Raw genomic sequence first — 17,482 nt, 5'->3', positions numbered from 1 at the left:
ACTATATTGAGCAATCCTATTTTTCATAAAAAAAGAAGCTTCCCACAAGTTCAAAGAACTCATGAGAAGCTTCTAGTTTAAGCCGGTGGCAAAATAATTAAGGTAATGACTCGTTCCTCGGAATAAGATCTGGCTGTTCCAGGTCCATCCGCATCTGCTTTGAACTTAATGAGATAGGTCCCGGGTGCCGGCATCACTTTATTGTGAAGTTCAAAAGCAATATCCGAAACACCTATGTTACTTCCTGTGAAAGTTAACGTATGCCCATTATTGCTAATTTGATCACTCGTCGGATGTGTCCATCCACTAATGGTATAATAGTCGTTTGTGGTAAAGGTAATGCCTTCCATCGTTACCTGAATTTCAGCATTCGTAAAGCTTTCTCCGGAGAAAAAGTCGAAGCGAATGCGCGATTGTGTAGAACCCGTTATCAGTTGTTTTGTTTTTGAACCGCCGCCTCCGTCAAAGCCATATATAGAGCTAGTAACCGTAGGTGTGGTCAGAACACCATTAACAAGCTCAATCGTAACCACATGTGCAGCGTCCTTCGCTGATTCATTATTGGATGAATCCTTAGCGGTAATCACGAAAGTATACGTTCCTGCGGTTAGATCCCCAATATTGGCCGCACTCACAGATCCATCTGCTGCACTAGTGCCTAATGCGATGGCTGTTCCTAATTCGTCGGCATCTACTTCACCGTTCTCATTCGCATCCGTCCACAGGTAGGCTTGTACCGCTGCTCCTTGCTCCCCGATGGCTCCCGCTAACCCGCGAAGCTGATCTTGTGTCCCGTTGTAGTTGTCGATCGCCTCGAACTTGGCTGCGTCCACTACCGGTGCAGTCGTATCCGGAACTTCGTTTTTGCTTAAGGTCACCGTAACCGCATGTGCAGCGTTCTTCGCTGATTCATTATTGGATGAATCCTTAGCGGTAATCACGAAACGATACGTTCCTGCGGCCAGATCCCCCATATTGGCCGCACTCACAGATCCATCTGCTGCACTAGTGCCTAATGCGATGGCTGTTCCTAATTCGTCGGCATCTACTTCACCGTTCTCATTCGCATCCGTCCACAGGTAGGCTTGTACCGCTGCTCCTTGCTCGCTAATGGCTCCCGCTAACCCGCGAAGCTGATCTTGTGTCCCGTTGTAGTTGTCGATCGCCTCGAACTTGGCTGCGTCCACTACCGGTGCAGTCGTATCCGGAACTTCGTTTTTGCTTAAGGTCACCGTAACCGCATGTGCAGCGTTCTTCATTGATTCATTATTGGATGAATCCTTAGCGGTAATCACAAAACGATACGTTCCTGCGTTCAGATCTCCAATATTGGCCGCACTCACAGATCCGTCTGCTTCACTGGTGCCTAAAGCGATGGCTGTTCCTAACTCATCGGCATCTACTTCACCGTTCTCATTCGCATCCGTCCACAAGTAGGCTTGTATTGCTGCTCCTTGCTCGCCGATGGCTCCCGCTAACCCGCGAAGCTGATCTTGTGTCCCGTTGTAGTTGTCGATCGCCTCGAACTTAGTTGCGTCCACTACCGGTGCAGTCGTATCCGGAACATCGTTTTTGCTCAAGGTCACCGTAACCGCATGTGCAGCTTTCTTCGCTGATTCATTATTGGATGAATCCTTAGCGGTAATCACGAAACGATACGTTCCTGCGTTCAGATCACCAATATTAGCCGCACTCACAGATCCATCTGCTGCACTGGTGCCTAATGTGATGGCTGTTCCTAATTCATCGGCATCTACTTCACCGTTCTCATTCGCATCCGTCCACAGGTAGGCTTGTACCGCTGCTCCTTGCTCCCCGATGGCTCCCGCTAACCCGCGAAGCTGATCTTGTGTCCCGTTGTAGTTGTCGATCGCCTCGAACTTGGTACTTTCAACCACAGGTGCATTTGTATCTGAATTACTGCTATGCTCACTTTGCGAAGACGAAGACCCTCCAACAACAGGAGTAGGCACTGTTACCGGTTCTTTGCTCGGTTGAGCAGTTGGGGTGGAAGCGGGCTGCTCAGTGTTTCCGTTCTCCTTAAACTTCAGAAACTTAGAAGCTACTAGAGCTACGGCCTGACGATCTACTTTGGTATCAGGATTAAAAAAATTATTATATCCTGTAATCAATCCATATTCCACAGCGGCAGCTATAAAATCCTTAGAATAATCAGCAATTTGGCTACTATCAGCAAATTGCAAAGTTCCAGCTTTACCCGTAGGATTGACTCCCAATGCTCTCACGAACATGACGACCATATCCTGACGTGATAAATTTTGCCCCGTGCCGAAAAGATTACTGCCTGTACCCTTAATCAATCCGGCTTTGACAGCTGCCTCCACATAGCTGTATGCGTAGTTGCTTGTGGGAACGTCCAGAAAGGTTGGCAGTGCAGGAGGGTTCGAAACATCCAGCTTTAATGTCTTTGCTAAAATAATTGCAAAATCCTGCCTTGTAATATTCGACGTAGGATAGAACTTACTCTCTCCAACACCGGTCACTATCCCCTGATCGAATAGCTCAACAATCGCTTTCTTTGCATATGAGCCATCAATATCAATAAAGGAAGCAGCTGCCGATCCTTTGGTCGGCATAATGATAGGGCTTGATAATACAGCAGCAGCCAATATAGAGCTTATCCATTGCTTTTTGTTCACTTGCTTATCCCCCTGTTCTTTGGTTGCGTTATGTCGTTTGTCTATAATCGATTCGTTAACACGATTCGACTTTATATTACAAACTTTTCATCTACAGGATTATAACAAGTATCAATAAACAGATTATAAACAAATAGCCATGGACGAACATTCTCACATCATTGATTCTGTGCATCAAACGAAAAAAAATGATACTATGTATGATGGGTATAGGACTTTGCTATCCTTATATCGTTTTTATATATTACAACAAGAGGAGATATTATGAGTAACGAACAAAACTTTTGGCTGGATTTACCGAAGCCGTTTTTTATATTAGCACCCATGGAAGATGTCACAGATGTTGTATTTCGTCACGTCGTTAGTGAAGCTGCAAAGCCCGACGTATTTTTCACAGAATTCACAAATACAGAAAGCTATTGTCATCCTGTAGGAAAAGACAGCGTACGTGGTCGATTAACGTTCACAGAAGATGAGCAACCGATTGTCGCTCATATTTGGGGTGATAAACCCGTATTTTTTGAACAGATGAGCATTGATATGAAAAAACTTGGTTTTCGTGGTATCGATTTAAACATGGGATGCCCAGCACAAAACGTCGCATCGAATGGAAAAGGTGCTGGATTAATAAAACATCCTGAAGTAGCAGCAGAAATTATTCAAGCAGCAAAAGCAGGCGGATTGCCGGTTAGTGTTAAAACAAGATTGGGTTACTCTGATGTTGACGAGTGGCGCGATTGGCTGGGACATATATTGAAACAAGATATTGCCAATCTTTCCATCCACCTTCGTACAAAAAAAGAGATGAGTAAAGTAGAGGCACACTGGGAACTAATCCCTGAAATAAAAAAATTACGCGATGAAATTGCTCCAAATACGTTGTTAACTATTAATGGAGATATTCCTGACCGCGCAACAGGATTAAAATTAGTAGAACAATACGGCGTTGATGGAGTCATGATTGGCCGCGGGATTTTCACCAATCCATTTGCTTTTGAAAAAGAACCTAAAGAACATAGCGCGAAGGATTTTCTCAATTTACTTCTTTTACAGTTGGATCTTCACGATAAATATTCTAGTGAACTCGAGCCACGTTTATTTAAACCACTTCTTCGCTTTTTCAAAATCTATGTTCGTGGATTTAGAGGCGCAGGCGAACTAAGAAACCAATTAATGAATACAAGATCAACAGATGAAGTACGTCGTTTAGTAAAAACGGTTTTAGAGCAAGAATTAGATTAAATTATACCCACAAAAAAATGAGAGACCTCTCAAAAGTTCAATGAACTTATGAAGGTCTCTCATTTTTGTACTATGTGGTCAAATGGTGTTTCCTCTCAAGGAAACTCATCATCGAATTGCTTCGATAATGATTTCCTTACATCATGCCGCCCATTCCACCCATGCCGCCCATATCTGGCATGCCGCCGCCTTTTTCAGGCTCAGGCTTGTCAGCGATAACAGCTTCAGTAGTCAAGAACATAGCCGCTACGGATGCAGCATTTTGCAGAGCGGAACGAGTTACTTTAGCAGGGTCAACGATACCCGCTTCGAACATGTTCACCCATTCACCAGTAGCAGCATTGTAACCAATACCTACTGCTTCTTTTTTCAAGCGGTCCACGATTACGGAACCTTCTTGACCAGCGTTAGCTGCGATGGTGCGAATTGGCTCTTCCAACGCGCGAAGCACGATGTTAACGCCAGTTTTTTCGTCGCCAGTTACGTCTACAGCAGCAACAGCGTTATATACGTTCACAAGAGCTGTACCCCCACCGGATACGATACCTTCTTCAACTGCTGCGCGAGTTGCGTTCAGGGCATCTTCGATGCGAAGTTTGCGCTCTTTAAGTTCAGTTTCAGTTGCAGCGCCAACTTTGACAACGGCTACGCCGCCAGCCAATTTAGCCAGACGCTCTTGCAATTTCTCTTTGTCGAACTCGGAAGTTGTTTCTTCCAGTTGAGCACGGATTTGGCTTACGCGTGCATTGATGTCCGCTTTGTCGCCGCTTCCGTCTACGATTGTTGTGTTTTCTTTAGTTACGCGTACTTGACGTGCGTTACCCAGTTGTTCAATGGAAGTGCTCTTCAGATCAAGACCGAGCTTCTCAGTGATCACTTGGCCACCAGTCAGGGCAGCGATATCTTGCAGCATAGCTTCGCGGCGGTCGCCAAAGCCAGGAGCTTTAACAGCAACAGCGTTGAATGTTCCACGCAGTTTGTTCACGATCAGCATAGCTTGTGCTTCGCCTTCGATATCTTCAGCGATAATAACAAGCGGTCTAGCTTGTTGAACGATTTTTTCAAGCAATGGAAGAATTTCTTGAGTGCTGCTGATTTTTTTATCAGTGATCAAGATGTATGGATTCTCCAAAACAGCTTCCATTTTGTCTGTATCAGTAATCATGTACGGGGAAATGTAACCACGGTCGAATTGCATACCTTCTACTACTTCAAGCTCAGTAGCGAATCCACGGGATTCTTCAACAGTGATAACACCGTCTTTACCTACTTTTTCCATAGCTTCAGCGATCAATTGACCTACTTCATCGTCAGCAGCAGAGATAGCAGCTACTTGAGCGATAGCTTGGGAATCTTCGATAGGCTTAGCGATTTTTTGCAATTCTTCAACAGCTGCACGAACCGCTTTGTCGATACCTTTACGGATAACCATTGGGTTAGCACCAGCAGTCACGTTCTTCAGACCTTCGCGGATCATAGCTTGAGCCAGAACCGTTGCAGTTGTAGTACCGTCACCGGCTACATCATTAGTCTTAGTAGCAACTTCTTTAACCAATTGAGCACCCATGTTCTCGAATGCATCTTCAAGTTCGATTTCTTTAGCGATCGTTACACCATCGTTAGTGATGAGTGGGCTACCAAATTTCTTCTCAAGCACCACGTTGCGGCCTTTTGGTCCAAGTGTAACTTTTACCGCGTTTGCCAGAGCATCTACACCACGAAGCATAGAGCGGCGAGCTTCTTCACTGAATTTAATTTCTTTAGCCATTGTGTAATTACCTCCTAGAATTTTTTGTATATCCTATTACTTTAAGTAGTTTAGATTTAGCTTATGATCGACTCCTGCTTAGTCAAGAATCGCGTGAATGTCGCTTTCTTTCATAATCAAATATTCTTTACCTTCATATTTGATTTCTGTTCCTGCATATTTAGAGAAAAGAACACGGTCGCCTTCTTTAACTTCAAGCGCTACACGTACTCCATCTTTCAAAGCTCCGCTACCTACTGCGATAATCGTTCCTTCTTGTGGCTTTTCTTTCGAGGAGTCCGGAAGCACAATCCCGAATGAAGTTGTTTCCTCCTGCTCGCTCGGTAGCACCAATACGCGTTCACCTAATGGTTTGATCATGAAAAAATAGCCTCCTTTAAAATTATGTTATTTTGCTTCAAAACATAGTTTAGAACTTACGGGCCAAACTTAGAATTCTGTGATGTTCTTGAAAAATATCAATGGAAGCCTGCTAATCTCCAGCCCATCTCCTATTTTTCAAGAGCGTTAGCACTCAACAGCGTGCAGTGCTAACAACAATTTTTATGATACTCAACTTGAGCCCGGATTTCAAGTCTTTTTACACAAATTCGTATTAGTTTTCGCAAAAAAATACGTTTCAATGCTTGTCCAAGCACACACTCTATTACATTGTATCCACGGGTTTTGAAAATATGCGTAGGATTCCAGCGCTTTCCTCTCACCCCTTATAGATATGAACGTTGCTAGAATGGTTAGACCTTTGCATCTAATGATCCTGATCGATCGATAACAATTACTTATTAAGTGTATTCAATCCAACTAATGAAATCAACTTATAGCAAAAAAGCTGCCACATTCGTAGAAAATCTACTTAGCGGCAGCCTTTTTTCCTCACTCCTGCTTCTGAACATACCGTTCATCCCGTGCCGCGTCCGCAGCAAGTTGCTTGCGATAGACAAATGCAGATAAAAATACACTGAACTCATACAGGATGAGCAGTGGAATCGTCACCAGAAAGTCTGAGATAAAATCCGGGGGTGTGATAACCACGGCGATAAATACAAGCGTGAAATAGGCATACCGACGCATTTTACGCAAGCGTAGCGGGTTGAGAACTCTTAGTTTGGTCAGAAACATCACCAGCAATGGAAGTTCAAACAGCAAGGCCAGCGGCAATACCAGGCTGAACATGAAGTTAAAATACTGTGCAATCCCGTAGGTCTCTTCCAGTCCCATGCTTCTGGTAATTGAGATTGTGAACGAAAGTGCCATTGGAAAAACAATATAATAAGCAAAAGAAAGACCGATAAGAAAAAGAACAAACACATAAGGAACATAACGCAGTGTCGCACTTCGCTCCTCCGGCCGAAGGCCTGGACTGATAAATGCCCACAATTGGTAGGCAATAAACGGGACAGAAATCACTAGCGAAACGGCCATCGCGATCTTCATGTACATCCCAATGCCATCCCAGAATGAGAATGCATGCAGAACAAAACCTTGCGCCAGGTCCGTGCTAATCAAATAATCGTAAATGGGTTTTGCACAAAATAAACCGCCTATTAATCCAAGGACAAATACGATTAACACATAAATAATCCGTTTGCGCAGCTCGGTGAGATGATCCACCACCGACATTTCTTCCGATTTCAGAGACATCCAGACACCATCCCATGACAAGAGTAAAAAAGATAACACTAACTTTCTTCAAAGCAGTGTCCGTTGCTGCGGAAAGCAAAGAAAAAGGGGCGTCTCCTCAAGTCTAGTAGACTCCTGAGATTGCCCCATTGAAAGATCTTCTATTATTCCGGCAGGCGTTTGTCCTGAGGAATATCTGCAGCGACCGTTTGCGGGGCCGTCGGCACAGGAGCTTCGCTCTTCTTCACCGGTTCATTATCCCCGATGATTTCACGCGCGCCTTCCTTAAATTCACGGAAGGTTCGTCCAACTGCACGGCCTAGCTCTGGCAGTTTATTTGGGCCAAAGAGCAGAAGTGCCAGTATGACCAACAAAATAATACCAGGAGTTCCAATTCCACTAAACATTATTATTCCTCCTTGTCCACCTGTCCGTTCATGGTATCGTTTACTTTAATTTAATAATACCATAACTTATGTCACAGTTACATCCACTTTCTTCTATAAATAGATTATCGTTGTGACGTGACAAGAAGATGACAAAGGGTTATTGGCGGTATTGGCCAGTTACCATGAGCAGCGCTTCCGGCAATTGATCCATAATAGCTGCCAAATTCTCATGGACACCCTTCGGCGTTCCAGGTAAATTGACAATCAACGTGCGTCCACGAATGCCGCATATCCCACGGAAAAGCATAGCTGCACGGTTTTTTTGCATCACTGTGCTGCGCATAGCTTCTGAGAGCCCAGGCACTTCCCGTTCTACCACTCGCCGAGTAGCGTCCGGGGTCACATCACGAATTGCCAGATCTGTGCCTCCGGTGGTCAGTACCAAATCTGCCTGAAAATAGTCCGTCAGTTCAATCAATGCTGCGATAATCTCATCTTGTTCATCGGGAACGATTCGATATTCAATGATCTCGCCACCTAGTTCCTCTTCCACCAGCTCCCGAATAACCTGGGCGCTCGTGTCTTCCCGTTCGCCCCTGGCCCCTTTATCACTGGCCGTTAGGATTGCTGTCTTCCACGCCATAGGTTTGTCCTTCCTCTCTATATGTATAGTTGGCTGTACAGTTCAGCCTGCTCGCATCAGCGCTTCGAACATAAGCAACTGATACTTATTCGAGCGTATAATCTCCGTTCTTGCCCCCGCTCTTAGATACCAGTAGCGTCGGTCCGATAATCATATCCTTCTGAATAGCCTTACACATGTCGTACACCGTTAGTGCTGAGGCAGAAACAGCGGTTAAAGCCTCCATCTCTACTCCGGTTTTTCCTGTAGTATGGACTGTTGCTTCTATATAAAGTTCATCTTCGCTGTTATCGGAGAAGCTGATATCAATACCGGTAAGTGGCAGCGGGTGGCACATCGGAATCCAGTCTGACGTCTTCTTAGCCGCCATAATTCCGGCAATCTGTGCAACAGCAAGGACATCACCTTTGCTGATCTTGCCACTCTTAATGGCGCTCAGCGTTCCAGCAGCCATCTTGATCATACTCCGCGCGACAGCTGTCCGCTTCGTGATCTCCTTCTCACTCACATCCACCATACGAGCTCTTCCCTGCTCGTTGAAATGGGTCAATTCCATGGCTCACTCTCCTTTTCGGCAGTGCACTATACCATTTTCAGTAATCAGCATGTCCATTAAAGCGTCATGCTCATCCATCGGCACTCTTGGAACCAACTGCATGCTGTAAGCTAACCCGATCCATATCGGAGGCTGTGCGCTAACGTACCCGGCGTTCTCCCAAGACACACGTAGCCGGTCATAGTATCCTCGACCGTAGCCAAGCCTGCCGCCTTGAAGATCAAATGCTAGCCCTGGTACGAAAACAACAGCAGGTAGCTTAATCTCTTCAACCTCTAATAAATCTCTGCTGGAGACGATAGGTTCATGGATACCATAATTTCCCGGCTCTAAATCGCTCCATGCATTCACCACGTGGACACTCATTTCACCGCTTGCTGGAATTACACGCGGCAACAGCACCTTACGCTGATCCTTCCACGCCTGTGTGATAAGTGGGCGGGTTTCAAGCTCTGAACGAAAAGACACATAGGCCATTAGTGAAGTTATATCCTTCGTGTCCAGCCACTCCAATGCATAGTGGCAGACTTGAAATGATAGTTTACTTCTCTGGTCCGAAGACAGCTCGTTTCGGGCGATGGTCTTCTCCGCTCGTAGTTGTTGCTTTACTCTGGAGATCTCCGACTCCTTGCTGGACATTGTCGGCTTCCCCCTCTTATTCATCCCTAGTTTATCCTTGTTTGTAAATCCAGTTTACCACTCTTCTCCCCGGTTCGCCAAGGTGGATAGAACTGTGTTATCGGACTAGGTCGTTATTCCCTCCTTACATTAGATCGAACCCTCGCTTGGGAAACGCTTTTCATGTAAACTATAGAATAAGTTGTTCATACGGCTGAGGGATAAATACCAAGGCGAAATATGCAAGGGTGGAGGTTTCATCGTTATGCTTCTTCAAGCGACAGGAATTACTAAATCATATGGTATACAGAACGTACTGGATGGCATAAGCCTACAGGTAAATGAAAAGGAACGTGTCGGGCTAGTGGGTGTGAATGGTGCCGGCAAATCAACTTTTCTACAAATTCTGGCCGGTGAGATGTCTTATGACAGCGGTCAAATTCATAAATCAAAAGAAACAACAATCGGATATTTAGCTCAGAATAGCGGACTGCAATCTGACAAAACCATTCATGAAGAAATGATGGCGGTCTTCGCTCCGCTGATCGAAGCCGAAACTGAGCTGAGAGAGTTAGAAGTAAGTATTGCTGATCCTAAGCTCGCGGAAGATCCCAAGCGGTACGAAGAACTGCTTGAACGATATGCGCGGCGTTCGGATTGGTTCAAGGACCACGGCGGCTATGAAATGAATACACGGATTCGCAGTGTCCTACACGGCATGGGCTTCAGTGATTTTCCACCGGATACACCCATTTCTACCCTTAGCGGAGGCCAAAAGACCCGGCTCGCGCTGGCCCGTATTTTGCTTCAGGCTCCGGATCTTCTGATGCTGGATGAGCCTACTAACCATCTGGATATCGAAACGTTAACGTGGCTGGAGGATTACCTCCGCAGCTATGCTGGCGGGATTCTGGTTGTATCCCATGACCGTTATTTCCTAGACCGGCTCGTGACTACTATTGTAGAGATCGAGCGGCACCAGTCCCGGCGTTATACAGGTAACTACAGTCGGTATGTAGATTTGAAGGCTGCCGAATATGAAGCACGGATGAAGCAATATGAGAAGCAACAGGATGAAATTTCGCGGATGGAGGATTTCGTTCAGAAAAATATTGTCCGGGCATCCACCACAAAACGTGCACAGAGCAGACGCAAAGCGCTTGAAAAGATGGATCGTCTAGATCGCCCAATGGGCGATCTGAAGAAAGCTAGCTTCTCCTTTGAGCCAGACTTCATGTCTGGAAAAGAGGTGCTTCAAGTGCGCAATGTTGCGGTTGCCTTTAATGAAGGTTCACCTTTATTCAAGGACGCCTCTTTTGAGCTTCGTCGCGGGGAGACTGCTGCCCTGATTGGTCCCAATGGTATCGGTAAATCCACGCTGCTGCAGTGTATGACCGGAACCCGTGAGCCTTCTGCCGGAACGGTGAATTGGGGCACTAAAGTAAAAATTGCTTATTATGATCAGGAACAAACCCGACTTAATCCACAAAATACGGTTATGGAAGAACTGTGGAGTGAATATCCAATGATCGAGGAAGCCAGAATTCGTACGATCCTTGGCAATTTTCTTTTTAGCGGAGAGGATGTTCTTAAGAAAATTTCCGCACTCAGCGGCGGCGAAAAAGCTCGGGTTTCGTTATCTAAACTAATGCTCCGCGGTGCAAATATGCTAATTCTCGATGAACCTACCAACCATTTGGATCTGGTCAGCCGTGAGGTTCTGGAATCTGCTTTAATTGATTTCGAAGGCACCCTGCTGTTCATCTCCCATGACCGTTATTTTTTGAACAAAATGGCTGAACGCGTACTGGAGCTGCATCCCGAAGGGATCGACCAATACCTCGGCAACTACGATGACTATGTCGAGAAGAAACGAGAATTAGAAGAGATTGCAAAAGATGCCGCTGAACTAGCTACTAAAAACGTCAATAAGGACACTGCTGTACCTGAAAAAAGCGCTGTAACCTCTTTTGAAGCAGACAAGCAGGCTAAGCGTGAAGAGCGTAACCGCAAACGGCGTATCGCAGAGCTTGAGGAGAACATCGCCACACTCGAAGAATCGATCGTATTTATAGAGCATGAAATGACTAAACCTGAAGTTTATCAGGATTATTTAGCACTTCAAGGTTATGAAGAGGACCTAAAGAACAAAAAATCTCAGCTGGCAGATTTCTTTAGCGAATGGGAAATCCTTGCTGACGAATAATGTAAATCCTCCTTATAAATATTTTTTCATCGTTCTAGATTTGTTCATAAATAGTTATCCACAGCTCTATACACAGGTTTCGTGTATAACTCCCTACTTTAAAAGACCCTTCGGGGTCTTTTTTATGCGTTAAATCGGTATTTTCAAGGAAAAGGAATTATTATCCACGGATCTATCCACATTATCCACAATTCTCACAGTGTTTCATTGCCAACAAAATTGTTTATTAGAGCATTTTGAAAAAAGCCGTTATTGCTGATTTTACGCACTTTTTACACAACTCAGGCAGAATATGTGGATAACGTTGTCCACAACTTGACAAAAGACGTAACCCCATTTTACAAGACCGAATTTATGCTAAAAAAAGAACCCGCTATCTCCTAAACTGACAGCGGGCACGTCGTATTTTAGACAATCTGTGTAGAGAGCAGGGCAGCATTACAGGCTGCGATATAAGCGATGCCAGCCGCCATAATTATATCTTGGTGAGTGGCCGTGCCTCTGAATTTTAGGCCCTCCCACTCCACCATCACCGCTGCTTCTGCTTGAGCATTCTCTCCGCTTCCAAGCGAATGAAGCTCGAGTCCTGCAAAGTCTATCTCCTCAGCAATCCCTTGCCCAATAGCGGCGATAATCGCTTCAAGCGGGCCTTCGCCAGTGCTGGTATGTGACGTTTCCCGGCCAGTCTGCAGATGGCGTACCGTAACTGCAGCTACACGGCGCTGGGCACTGCCCGCCAATACCTGAACCTCACCCAGCTCATAGACCTGAGCTTGTTGTCCAGTTGTACTGCTTACCATTTGCAGCAGTTGGTCATCACTGACCACCTTTTGACGGTCAGCGGTCTCTTTAAAGGACTCATAAAGTGCATCCAGCTCCGCAGGCTCCAGCGTTATTCCATACTTCGCAGCCCGATCCTTCAGCGCATGTCTGCCAGAATGTTTGCCCAGAATGATCATGCTGCGGGGGATGCCCAGCCGTTCGGGATCCATAATCTCATAGGTACTACGATCCTTGAGCAGGCCATCCTGATGAATCCCGGATTCATGCTGGAAGGCATTTCTTCCGACGACCGGCTTGTTATAGGCGATTGGGAAATGCATCGCTCCACTAATCAGCCGGGAAGTATCATACAGTTTATCAAGCACGATACCTGTTTCTGCACCGATTGCATCGCCGCGGGTTTCGAGCGCCATAACAAGCTCTTCCAGCGCGCAGTTCCCTGTGCGCTCGCCTACACCATTCACGGTGACTTCTATCTGAGTCGCCCCTCCATCAATCGCTGCCAGACTGTTAGCTACAGCCAGCCCCAAGTCATTATGACAGTGGGCACTATAGCTGACCTTGCCGCCGCCTCTTGCTCCCTGCCGCACTCTCCGGAACATCTCGCCATATTCATGTGGCAATGCGTATCCTACTGTATCCGGCAGGTTAATAATGGAGGCCCCTTCCTCTATAACTGCCTCAACCATTTCAATCAGATCATCAATCCCTGTCCGTGCAGCGTCCATGGCCGTGAATTCAACTACATCACAGAATTGTCGCGCATAAGCCGTCATCTCGCGCGCTTTAGCTACGACTTCAGCTCTGCTCATACGCAGTTGATGCTGCAAATGAATATCAGAAGAAGAAATAAACAAGTGAATCCGCCGACGTTCAGCGTCTTGAGTGGCCCGGACTGCAGCATCGATGTCTCCTTTTACGGCCCGCGCGAAACCACAAATCTCCACGTTGCGCACCTTGCGCGAAATCGTCTGCACCGCTGCAAAATCTCCAGGACTCGATACCGGGAACCCCGGCTCCATTACATCAACACCCAGATCAGCAAGCTTATAGGCCAGCAATATTTTTTGCTCAGGAGTCAGACTCGCCCCAGGGGCTTGCTCACCATCGCGCAGAGTCGTATCGAAAATTTGTATACGTTTCTTAACTGGAATAATCATCTGAATTCCTCCTAGTTTGTTTTCATGTAATTGGATGCTTTATCTCTATCCTATGCTTCAGCGCAGAACCACACGTCGACTTGCGGTTCTGCTCATTTCCCACCCACTGCTGCCGGCAGCTGATACAAATGAATCTCTGCACAATGTGCAGAGCGTTCAATTTTGGCGTCTTATGTAGCGATGAGTCCATAACTCGGACTTCTTCTACAAGAACGCAAAAACCCGCCGTCTCTAATAAAGAGACGGCGGGTTACCCCTCCGCGGTACCACTCTTTTTGACGCATCGGCTGTCTTAATAACAAGCCTTAAAGCTGCGTCCAGCTCTTCTTCCCGGTTTAAGCTGGAGTGCCAGCTTAAACCGGGAAGGTCCGATAACGAGGACAGCCGTAGGCAGCGTACTCTTGTTCCGCCGCTCCGCTCCCGGGCGAGCTTCAAGAAATCCGGTGACTGCGTCGCACCAACCCGCAGCTCTCTGTTCACCGTCAAACTCTACTACTCCCGTTCTTAGCGTGTATTATATAAATTATTCACCACTCTAAATCCATACAAAAAAGCCTGCCATCTCATTCAAGAGACGACAGGCTGTTAACCTTCGCGGTACCACTCTTGTTGATGCTCTGTATCGGCTAAGTTCCTGCCGATTCCAATTGAACATCCACTCTACGGTCCAGTATGTTAGGTACTAGACCACCCTATCACGGAGGTTACCCGTAAACGGTGTACAAACGTTCCGGCGACAATTGCCAGTAATGCTTCCACCGCTCCGCTCCCAGACGAGTTCAGGACTCCTTCGACTGCGTTGCACCCACCCGCAGTTCTCTTATCCCAGAGTATCCTTACTACTTCCGCTCATCGCGTTTGCTTGTTTAATTGAACTGATTATACCCGTTAGCTCCAAATGATGTCAATAGGCAGATACAGACCATTGTTCCAGTGAGAATCCAGGGTCAGCAACCATATCCAGCGGTATTCCTCCATCATGCTGCCACTTCACGTATGCAGCCGCTCCAATCATCGCCGCATTATCCGTGCAATACACCGGTGGAGGAATAATAAGTTCAATGCCCTCCGTTTCACAGCGCGAGATTAATGCCGAGCGGAGTCCACCATTAGCAGCGACACCCCCACAGAGCAATAACTGTTTGGAGTTAGTGGCTTTAACGGCGCGTACCGCCTTTTCCACCAGCACTTCTACTACGGATTCTTGGAACCCCCGGGCGATGCCTGCGACATTGGGTTCAAGACCTTTCATTTTGCTCTGATTCACCACATTCAGCACCGCCGATTTTAGACCGCTGAAGCTGAAATCATAAAAGTTCGGCTCCAGCCATACCCGCGGCAATGCAACAACTTCCGTCGCTTCGCGTGCCAGGCGGTCTACATGGGGGCCACCGGGATAAGGAAACCCAAGCGCCCGAGCCACTTTATCATATGCTTCACCTACAGCATCATCACGCGTGCGGCCGATAATTCGAAATTCACCCTCACGCTCCATATGAACCAGTTCAGTATGTCCACCTGACACTACTAGTGTCATGCAAGGATACTGCAACTCTGCAACCAGGCGGTTAGCATAGATGTGGCCTGCAATATGATGCGTGCCAATTAACGGCTTGCCCCATGCAAGGGCAAGGCTTTTAGCTGCTACTACACCGACCAGTAAAGCGCCCACCAACCCCGGGCCTTGAGTCACCGCTACCGCAGTCAATTGTTCGGGTGTAACGCCTGCCTTGGCGAGCGCTTCCTCGATTACGAGCGTAATTACCTCCACATGTTTACGGGAAGCCACTTCTGGCACCACGCCCCCAAAAGCGCGATGTGTCTCTATTTGACTCGAGATAATGTTGGATAACACTTCTGATCCGTTTTTGACCACGGCCACCGAGGTTTCATCACAACTCGTCTCTATAGCAAGTATTAGTACAGGTTGAGCTGTGCCTGTTTCTGTCTTCATTTCAAGTCCACGCTTCCTTCCAAATAGCCGTGCTCCTTATACTCCGGTAGATCCGCCCACATAATGAGTGCATCCTCGCGATTATCGGAATAATATCCTTTGCGCGTGCCGGCAGAACGAAAGCCTTTTTTACGATATAAATTCTGAGCTACCTCGTTGGATACCCGCACCTCAAGTGTAATGGACTTCATGCCTACGTAAGAGGCAGTATTCATTAACTCTTCCAACAGGCGCTCACCCCATTTACGTCCACGATAAGCTTCGAGTAAGGCAATATTCGTCACATGCGCCTCATCCACGATAGCCCACATTCCAGCATAGCCAATTATATGACCCGCCAGCTCCATGACCATGTATTTAGCAAAATGATTATGCGTCAGCTCATTCCGGAAAGCTTCCTCTGTCCACGGCATGGTAAAGGCTTCACGCTCAATAATAAGGATGTCCGGTATATCCTCCAGCTTCATCAGGCGAAAAACAAGATCAGCCTCTTGTGCTCTCAATGATTCCACTTCCGTCATCGTTTTAAGCCTCCTTTACTACTTAACCGCAGATTGGCCTCCGCTTCCGAAATCTGAGTATAGTTAGGGATTAAGCTATGAATATCATCATTCTCTACTTGCAGCCGGGCTTCACCAAGGAAGCCTGTCCAACGCCCCTCCAGCTCATAAGGAACAGCTACAGAAGTGCCGAGTTCCGCCAGCGGATGTAGTGATTCTTCGCTGCCATGTACAGCGGTTTCTCCAACAAACCATAGAATAGCTGGTTTAGTTCCTTCGGCTGAAGCCTGTTGTAAACGTTCTGCCAAGTACTCCACCCAGTCGGCCATCAACCGGATGGCATCTGGTTCAAGGCGGCTGAGAACACTATTCCCATCCGCTGCGAATAACCCTGTGTAGACCTGTCCTCGGCGCGCATCCATCAGTGGAATGATCCAGTCTGGACCGTAGCCACTGTTCGCACTGGCTTGTCCTGACTCTGCTGTCGTCTTATTCTTAAGGGCTGTTTCATACCCACCCCATGCCACAGCATGCAGGCTCGAAACACCAACTACTGGGACATTCCATGCCCAAGCCAGCGTTTTGGCAGCCGTAACCGCGATCCGTGTTCCCGTATAAGATCCCGGACCCACACCAACTGCAATCCCGCCCAGATTAGCAACGGTTGTTCCCGAAGCTTGCAGCGCCTGCTCTATAATCGGCAGCAAATGCACCGAATGATTCCGTTCACCGGAAGCATTAATTTCATGCAATAATTCTCCATTTTCGGTCACTGCAACCCCCAATACAGCAGTTGATGTATCCAGCGCTAAAAGCCGCTTGCGCGGCTCTGTATTCTCATTCGTCATATTCATTAACCCCACTTCTGGATCAGCTCCCGGCAAAGCTCACCATAAGGCGCCCCGATTCCGGTCACCGTAATGATTCGTTCCTCCGGTCCAACTGTTTCCATGTATATATGCATATGCCGCGGCGGCATTAACTCCGTAATAATACTGCTCCATTCTACCAAACAAACACCCTGACCATAGAAATACTCATCCAATCCAAGCTCATCTGCTTCCTGAAGTGAAATCCGATATACATCCATGTGATATAACGGCAGACGACCTTCGTACTCTTTAATAATAGTAAAAGTAGGACTGTTTACGATCCCTTTCACTCCAAGATGGCGAGCGTAACCTTGCGAGAAGGCCGTTTTTCCTGCGCCTAGATCACCGTCCAAACCGATAACCATTCCTGCCGTTGAAGCAGCAGCTATTGCACTTGCCAGTTGCTCCGTATCCTGCAGATTGTAAGAACGGTACGTGAACACCGTTTCGACTGTTTTGTCCAACTACAACTACCACCTTTTAAAATATCCCTGTCGAAAACCATTACATT

At 46.8% G+C, this 17,482-nt stretch carries 15 protein-coding genes and 2 other annotated features; of the genes, 2 read left to right on the top strand and 13 right to left on the bottom strand.

Features of this window, described 5'->3' with window-relative positions:
• Window positions 1-77 precede the first annotated feature (77 nt).
• Window positions 78-2,660, bottom strand: a complete 2,583-nt coding sequence (locus PODO_RS29855; RefSeq protein ID WP_052096799.1) for an S-layer homology domain-containing protein — start codon at window positions 2,658-2,660, stop codon at window positions 78-80.
• A gap of 264 nt (window positions 2,661-2,924) precedes the next feature.
• Here PODO_RS29855 and PODO_RS04875 point away from each other — a divergent pair, with 264 nt between their 5' ends.
• Window positions 2,925-3,902, top strand: a complete 978-nt coding sequence (locus PODO_RS04875; RefSeq protein ID WP_038568944.1) for a tRNA dihydrouridine synthase — start codon at window positions 2,925-2,927, stop codon at window positions 3,900-3,902.
• A gap of 136 nt (window positions 3,903-4,038) precedes the next feature.
• Here the strand turns inward: PODO_RS04875 and groL are convergent, their stop codons facing one another.
• The 7 genes from groL to PODO_RS04840 all read right to left on the bottom strand — a co-directional run bounded on the left by groL (window position 4,039) and on the right by PODO_RS04840 (window position 9,517).
• Complete coding sequence (gene groL, locus PODO_RS04870) at window positions 4,039-5,670, bottom strand: chaperonin GroEL (RefSeq protein ID WP_036676504.1); 1,632 nt, start codon at window positions 5,668-5,670, stop codon at window positions 4,039-4,041.
• Between the two features lie 78 nt (window positions 5,671-5,748).
• Window positions 5,749-6,030 carry a co-chaperone GroES gene (groES, locus tag PODO_RS04865; RefSeq protein ID WP_036676506.1) on the bottom strand — a complete coding sequence of 94 codons (282 nt, stop codon included), beginning with the start codon at window positions 6,028-6,030 and terminating at the stop codon, window positions 5,749-5,751.
• Between the two features lie 513 nt (window positions 6,031-6,543).
• Entirely contained in the window at window positions 6,544-7,311 is a 768-nt protein-coding gene (gene tatC, locus PODO_RS04860) for a twin-arginine translocase subunit TatC (RefSeq protein ID WP_038568942.1), read from the bottom strand.
• Window positions 7,312-7,454: 143 nt separating this feature from the next.
• Entirely contained in the window at window positions 7,455-7,697 is a 243-nt protein-coding gene (locus tag PODO_RS04855; RefSeq protein WP_036676510.1) for a twin-arginine translocase TatA/TatE family subunit, read from the bottom strand.
• Window positions 7,698-7,836: 139 nt separating this feature from the next.
• Complete coding sequence (locus tag PODO_RS04850; protein ID WP_036676512.1) at window positions 7,837-8,322, bottom strand: MogA/MoaB family molybdenum cofactor biosynthesis protein; 486 nt, start codon at window positions 8,320-8,322, stop codon at window positions 7,837-7,839.
• A gap of 85 nt (window positions 8,323-8,407) precedes the next feature.
• Entirely contained in the window at window positions 8,408-8,878 is a 471-nt protein-coding gene (moaC, locus tag PODO_RS04845) for a cyclic pyranopterin monophosphate synthase MoaC (protein WP_036676513.1), read from the bottom strand.
• Window positions 8,879-8,881: 3 nt separating this feature from the next.
• Entirely contained in the window at window positions 8,882-9,517 is a 636-nt protein-coding gene (locus tag PODO_RS04840; RefSeq protein ID WP_038568941.1) for a 5-formyltetrahydrofolate cyclo-ligase, read from the bottom strand.
• Window positions 9,518-9,761: 244 nt separating this feature from the next.
• On the opposite strand from PODO_RS04840, the gene PODO_RS04835 reads away from it, so the two are divergent.
• The gene (locus PODO_RS04835; RefSeq protein ID WP_036676516.1) at window positions 9,762-11,702 is read left to right on the top strand and encodes an ABC-F family ATP-binding cassette domain-containing protein; all 1,941 of its coding nucleotides are present in this window, start codon (window positions 9,762-9,764) and stop codon (window positions 11,700-11,702) included.
• A gap of 407 nt (window positions 11,703-12,109) precedes the next feature.
• On the opposite strand, the gene PODO_RS04830 is transcribed toward PODO_RS04835, so the two are convergent.
• The 5 genes from PODO_RS04830 to tsaE form a co-directional block, all read right to left on the bottom strand.
• On the bottom strand, window positions 12,110-13,645 hold the full coding sequence (locus PODO_RS04830; RefSeq protein WP_036676518.1) for a 2-isopropylmalate synthase: 1,536 nt from the start codon (window positions 13,643-13,645) through the stop codon (window positions 12,110-12,112).
• A 235-nt stretch (window positions 13,646-13,880) separates the two neighbouring features.
• Window positions 13,881-14,160 (bottom strand) — a binding site (T-box leader).
• A gap of 52 nt (window positions 14,161-14,212) precedes the next feature.
• Window positions 14,213-14,507: a binding site (T-box leader), on the bottom strand.
• A 42-nt stretch (window positions 14,508-14,549) separates the two neighbouring features.
• On the bottom strand, window positions 14,550-15,599 hold the full coding sequence (tsaD, locus tag PODO_RS04820; protein ID WP_038568939.1) for a tRNA (adenosine(37)-N6)-threonylcarbamoyltransferase complex transferase subunit TsaD: 1,050 nt from the start codon (window positions 15,597-15,599) through the stop codon (window positions 14,550-14,552).
• On the bottom strand, window positions 15,596-16,120 hold the full coding sequence (gene rimI, locus PODO_RS04815; protein WP_036676521.1) for a ribosomal protein S18-alanine N-acetyltransferase: 525 nt from the start codon (window positions 16,118-16,120) through the stop codon (window positions 15,596-15,598). The genes tsaD and rimI overlap by 4 nt, the downstream gene beginning before the upstream one ends.
• On the bottom strand, window positions 16,117-16,947 hold the full coding sequence (gene tsaB / locus PODO_RS04810; RefSeq protein ID WP_038574144.1) for a tRNA (adenosine(37)-N6)-threonylcarbamoyltransferase complex dimerization subunit type 1 TsaB: 831 nt from the start codon (window positions 16,945-16,947) through the stop codon (window positions 16,117-16,119). The genes rimI and tsaB overlap by 4 nt, the downstream gene beginning before the upstream one ends.
• A 5-nt stretch (window positions 16,948-16,952) precedes the next feature.
• A complete protein-coding gene (tsaE, locus tag PODO_RS04805; RefSeq protein WP_036676523.1) occupies window positions 16,953-17,435 on the bottom strand; it encodes a tRNA (adenosine(37)-N6)-threonylcarbamoyltransferase complex ATPase subunit type 1 TsaE in 483 nt (160 codons plus the stop codon).
• Window positions 17,436-17,482 lie beyond the last annotated feature (47 nt).

This window comes from Paenibacillus odorifer (assembly GCF_000758725.1).
Lineage (GTDB): Bacteria > Bacillota > Bacilli > Paenibacillales > Paenibacillaceae > Paenibacillus_AQ > Paenibacillus_AQ odorifer.
This window is presented reverse-complemented; position numbering and strand designations above follow the sequence as displayed.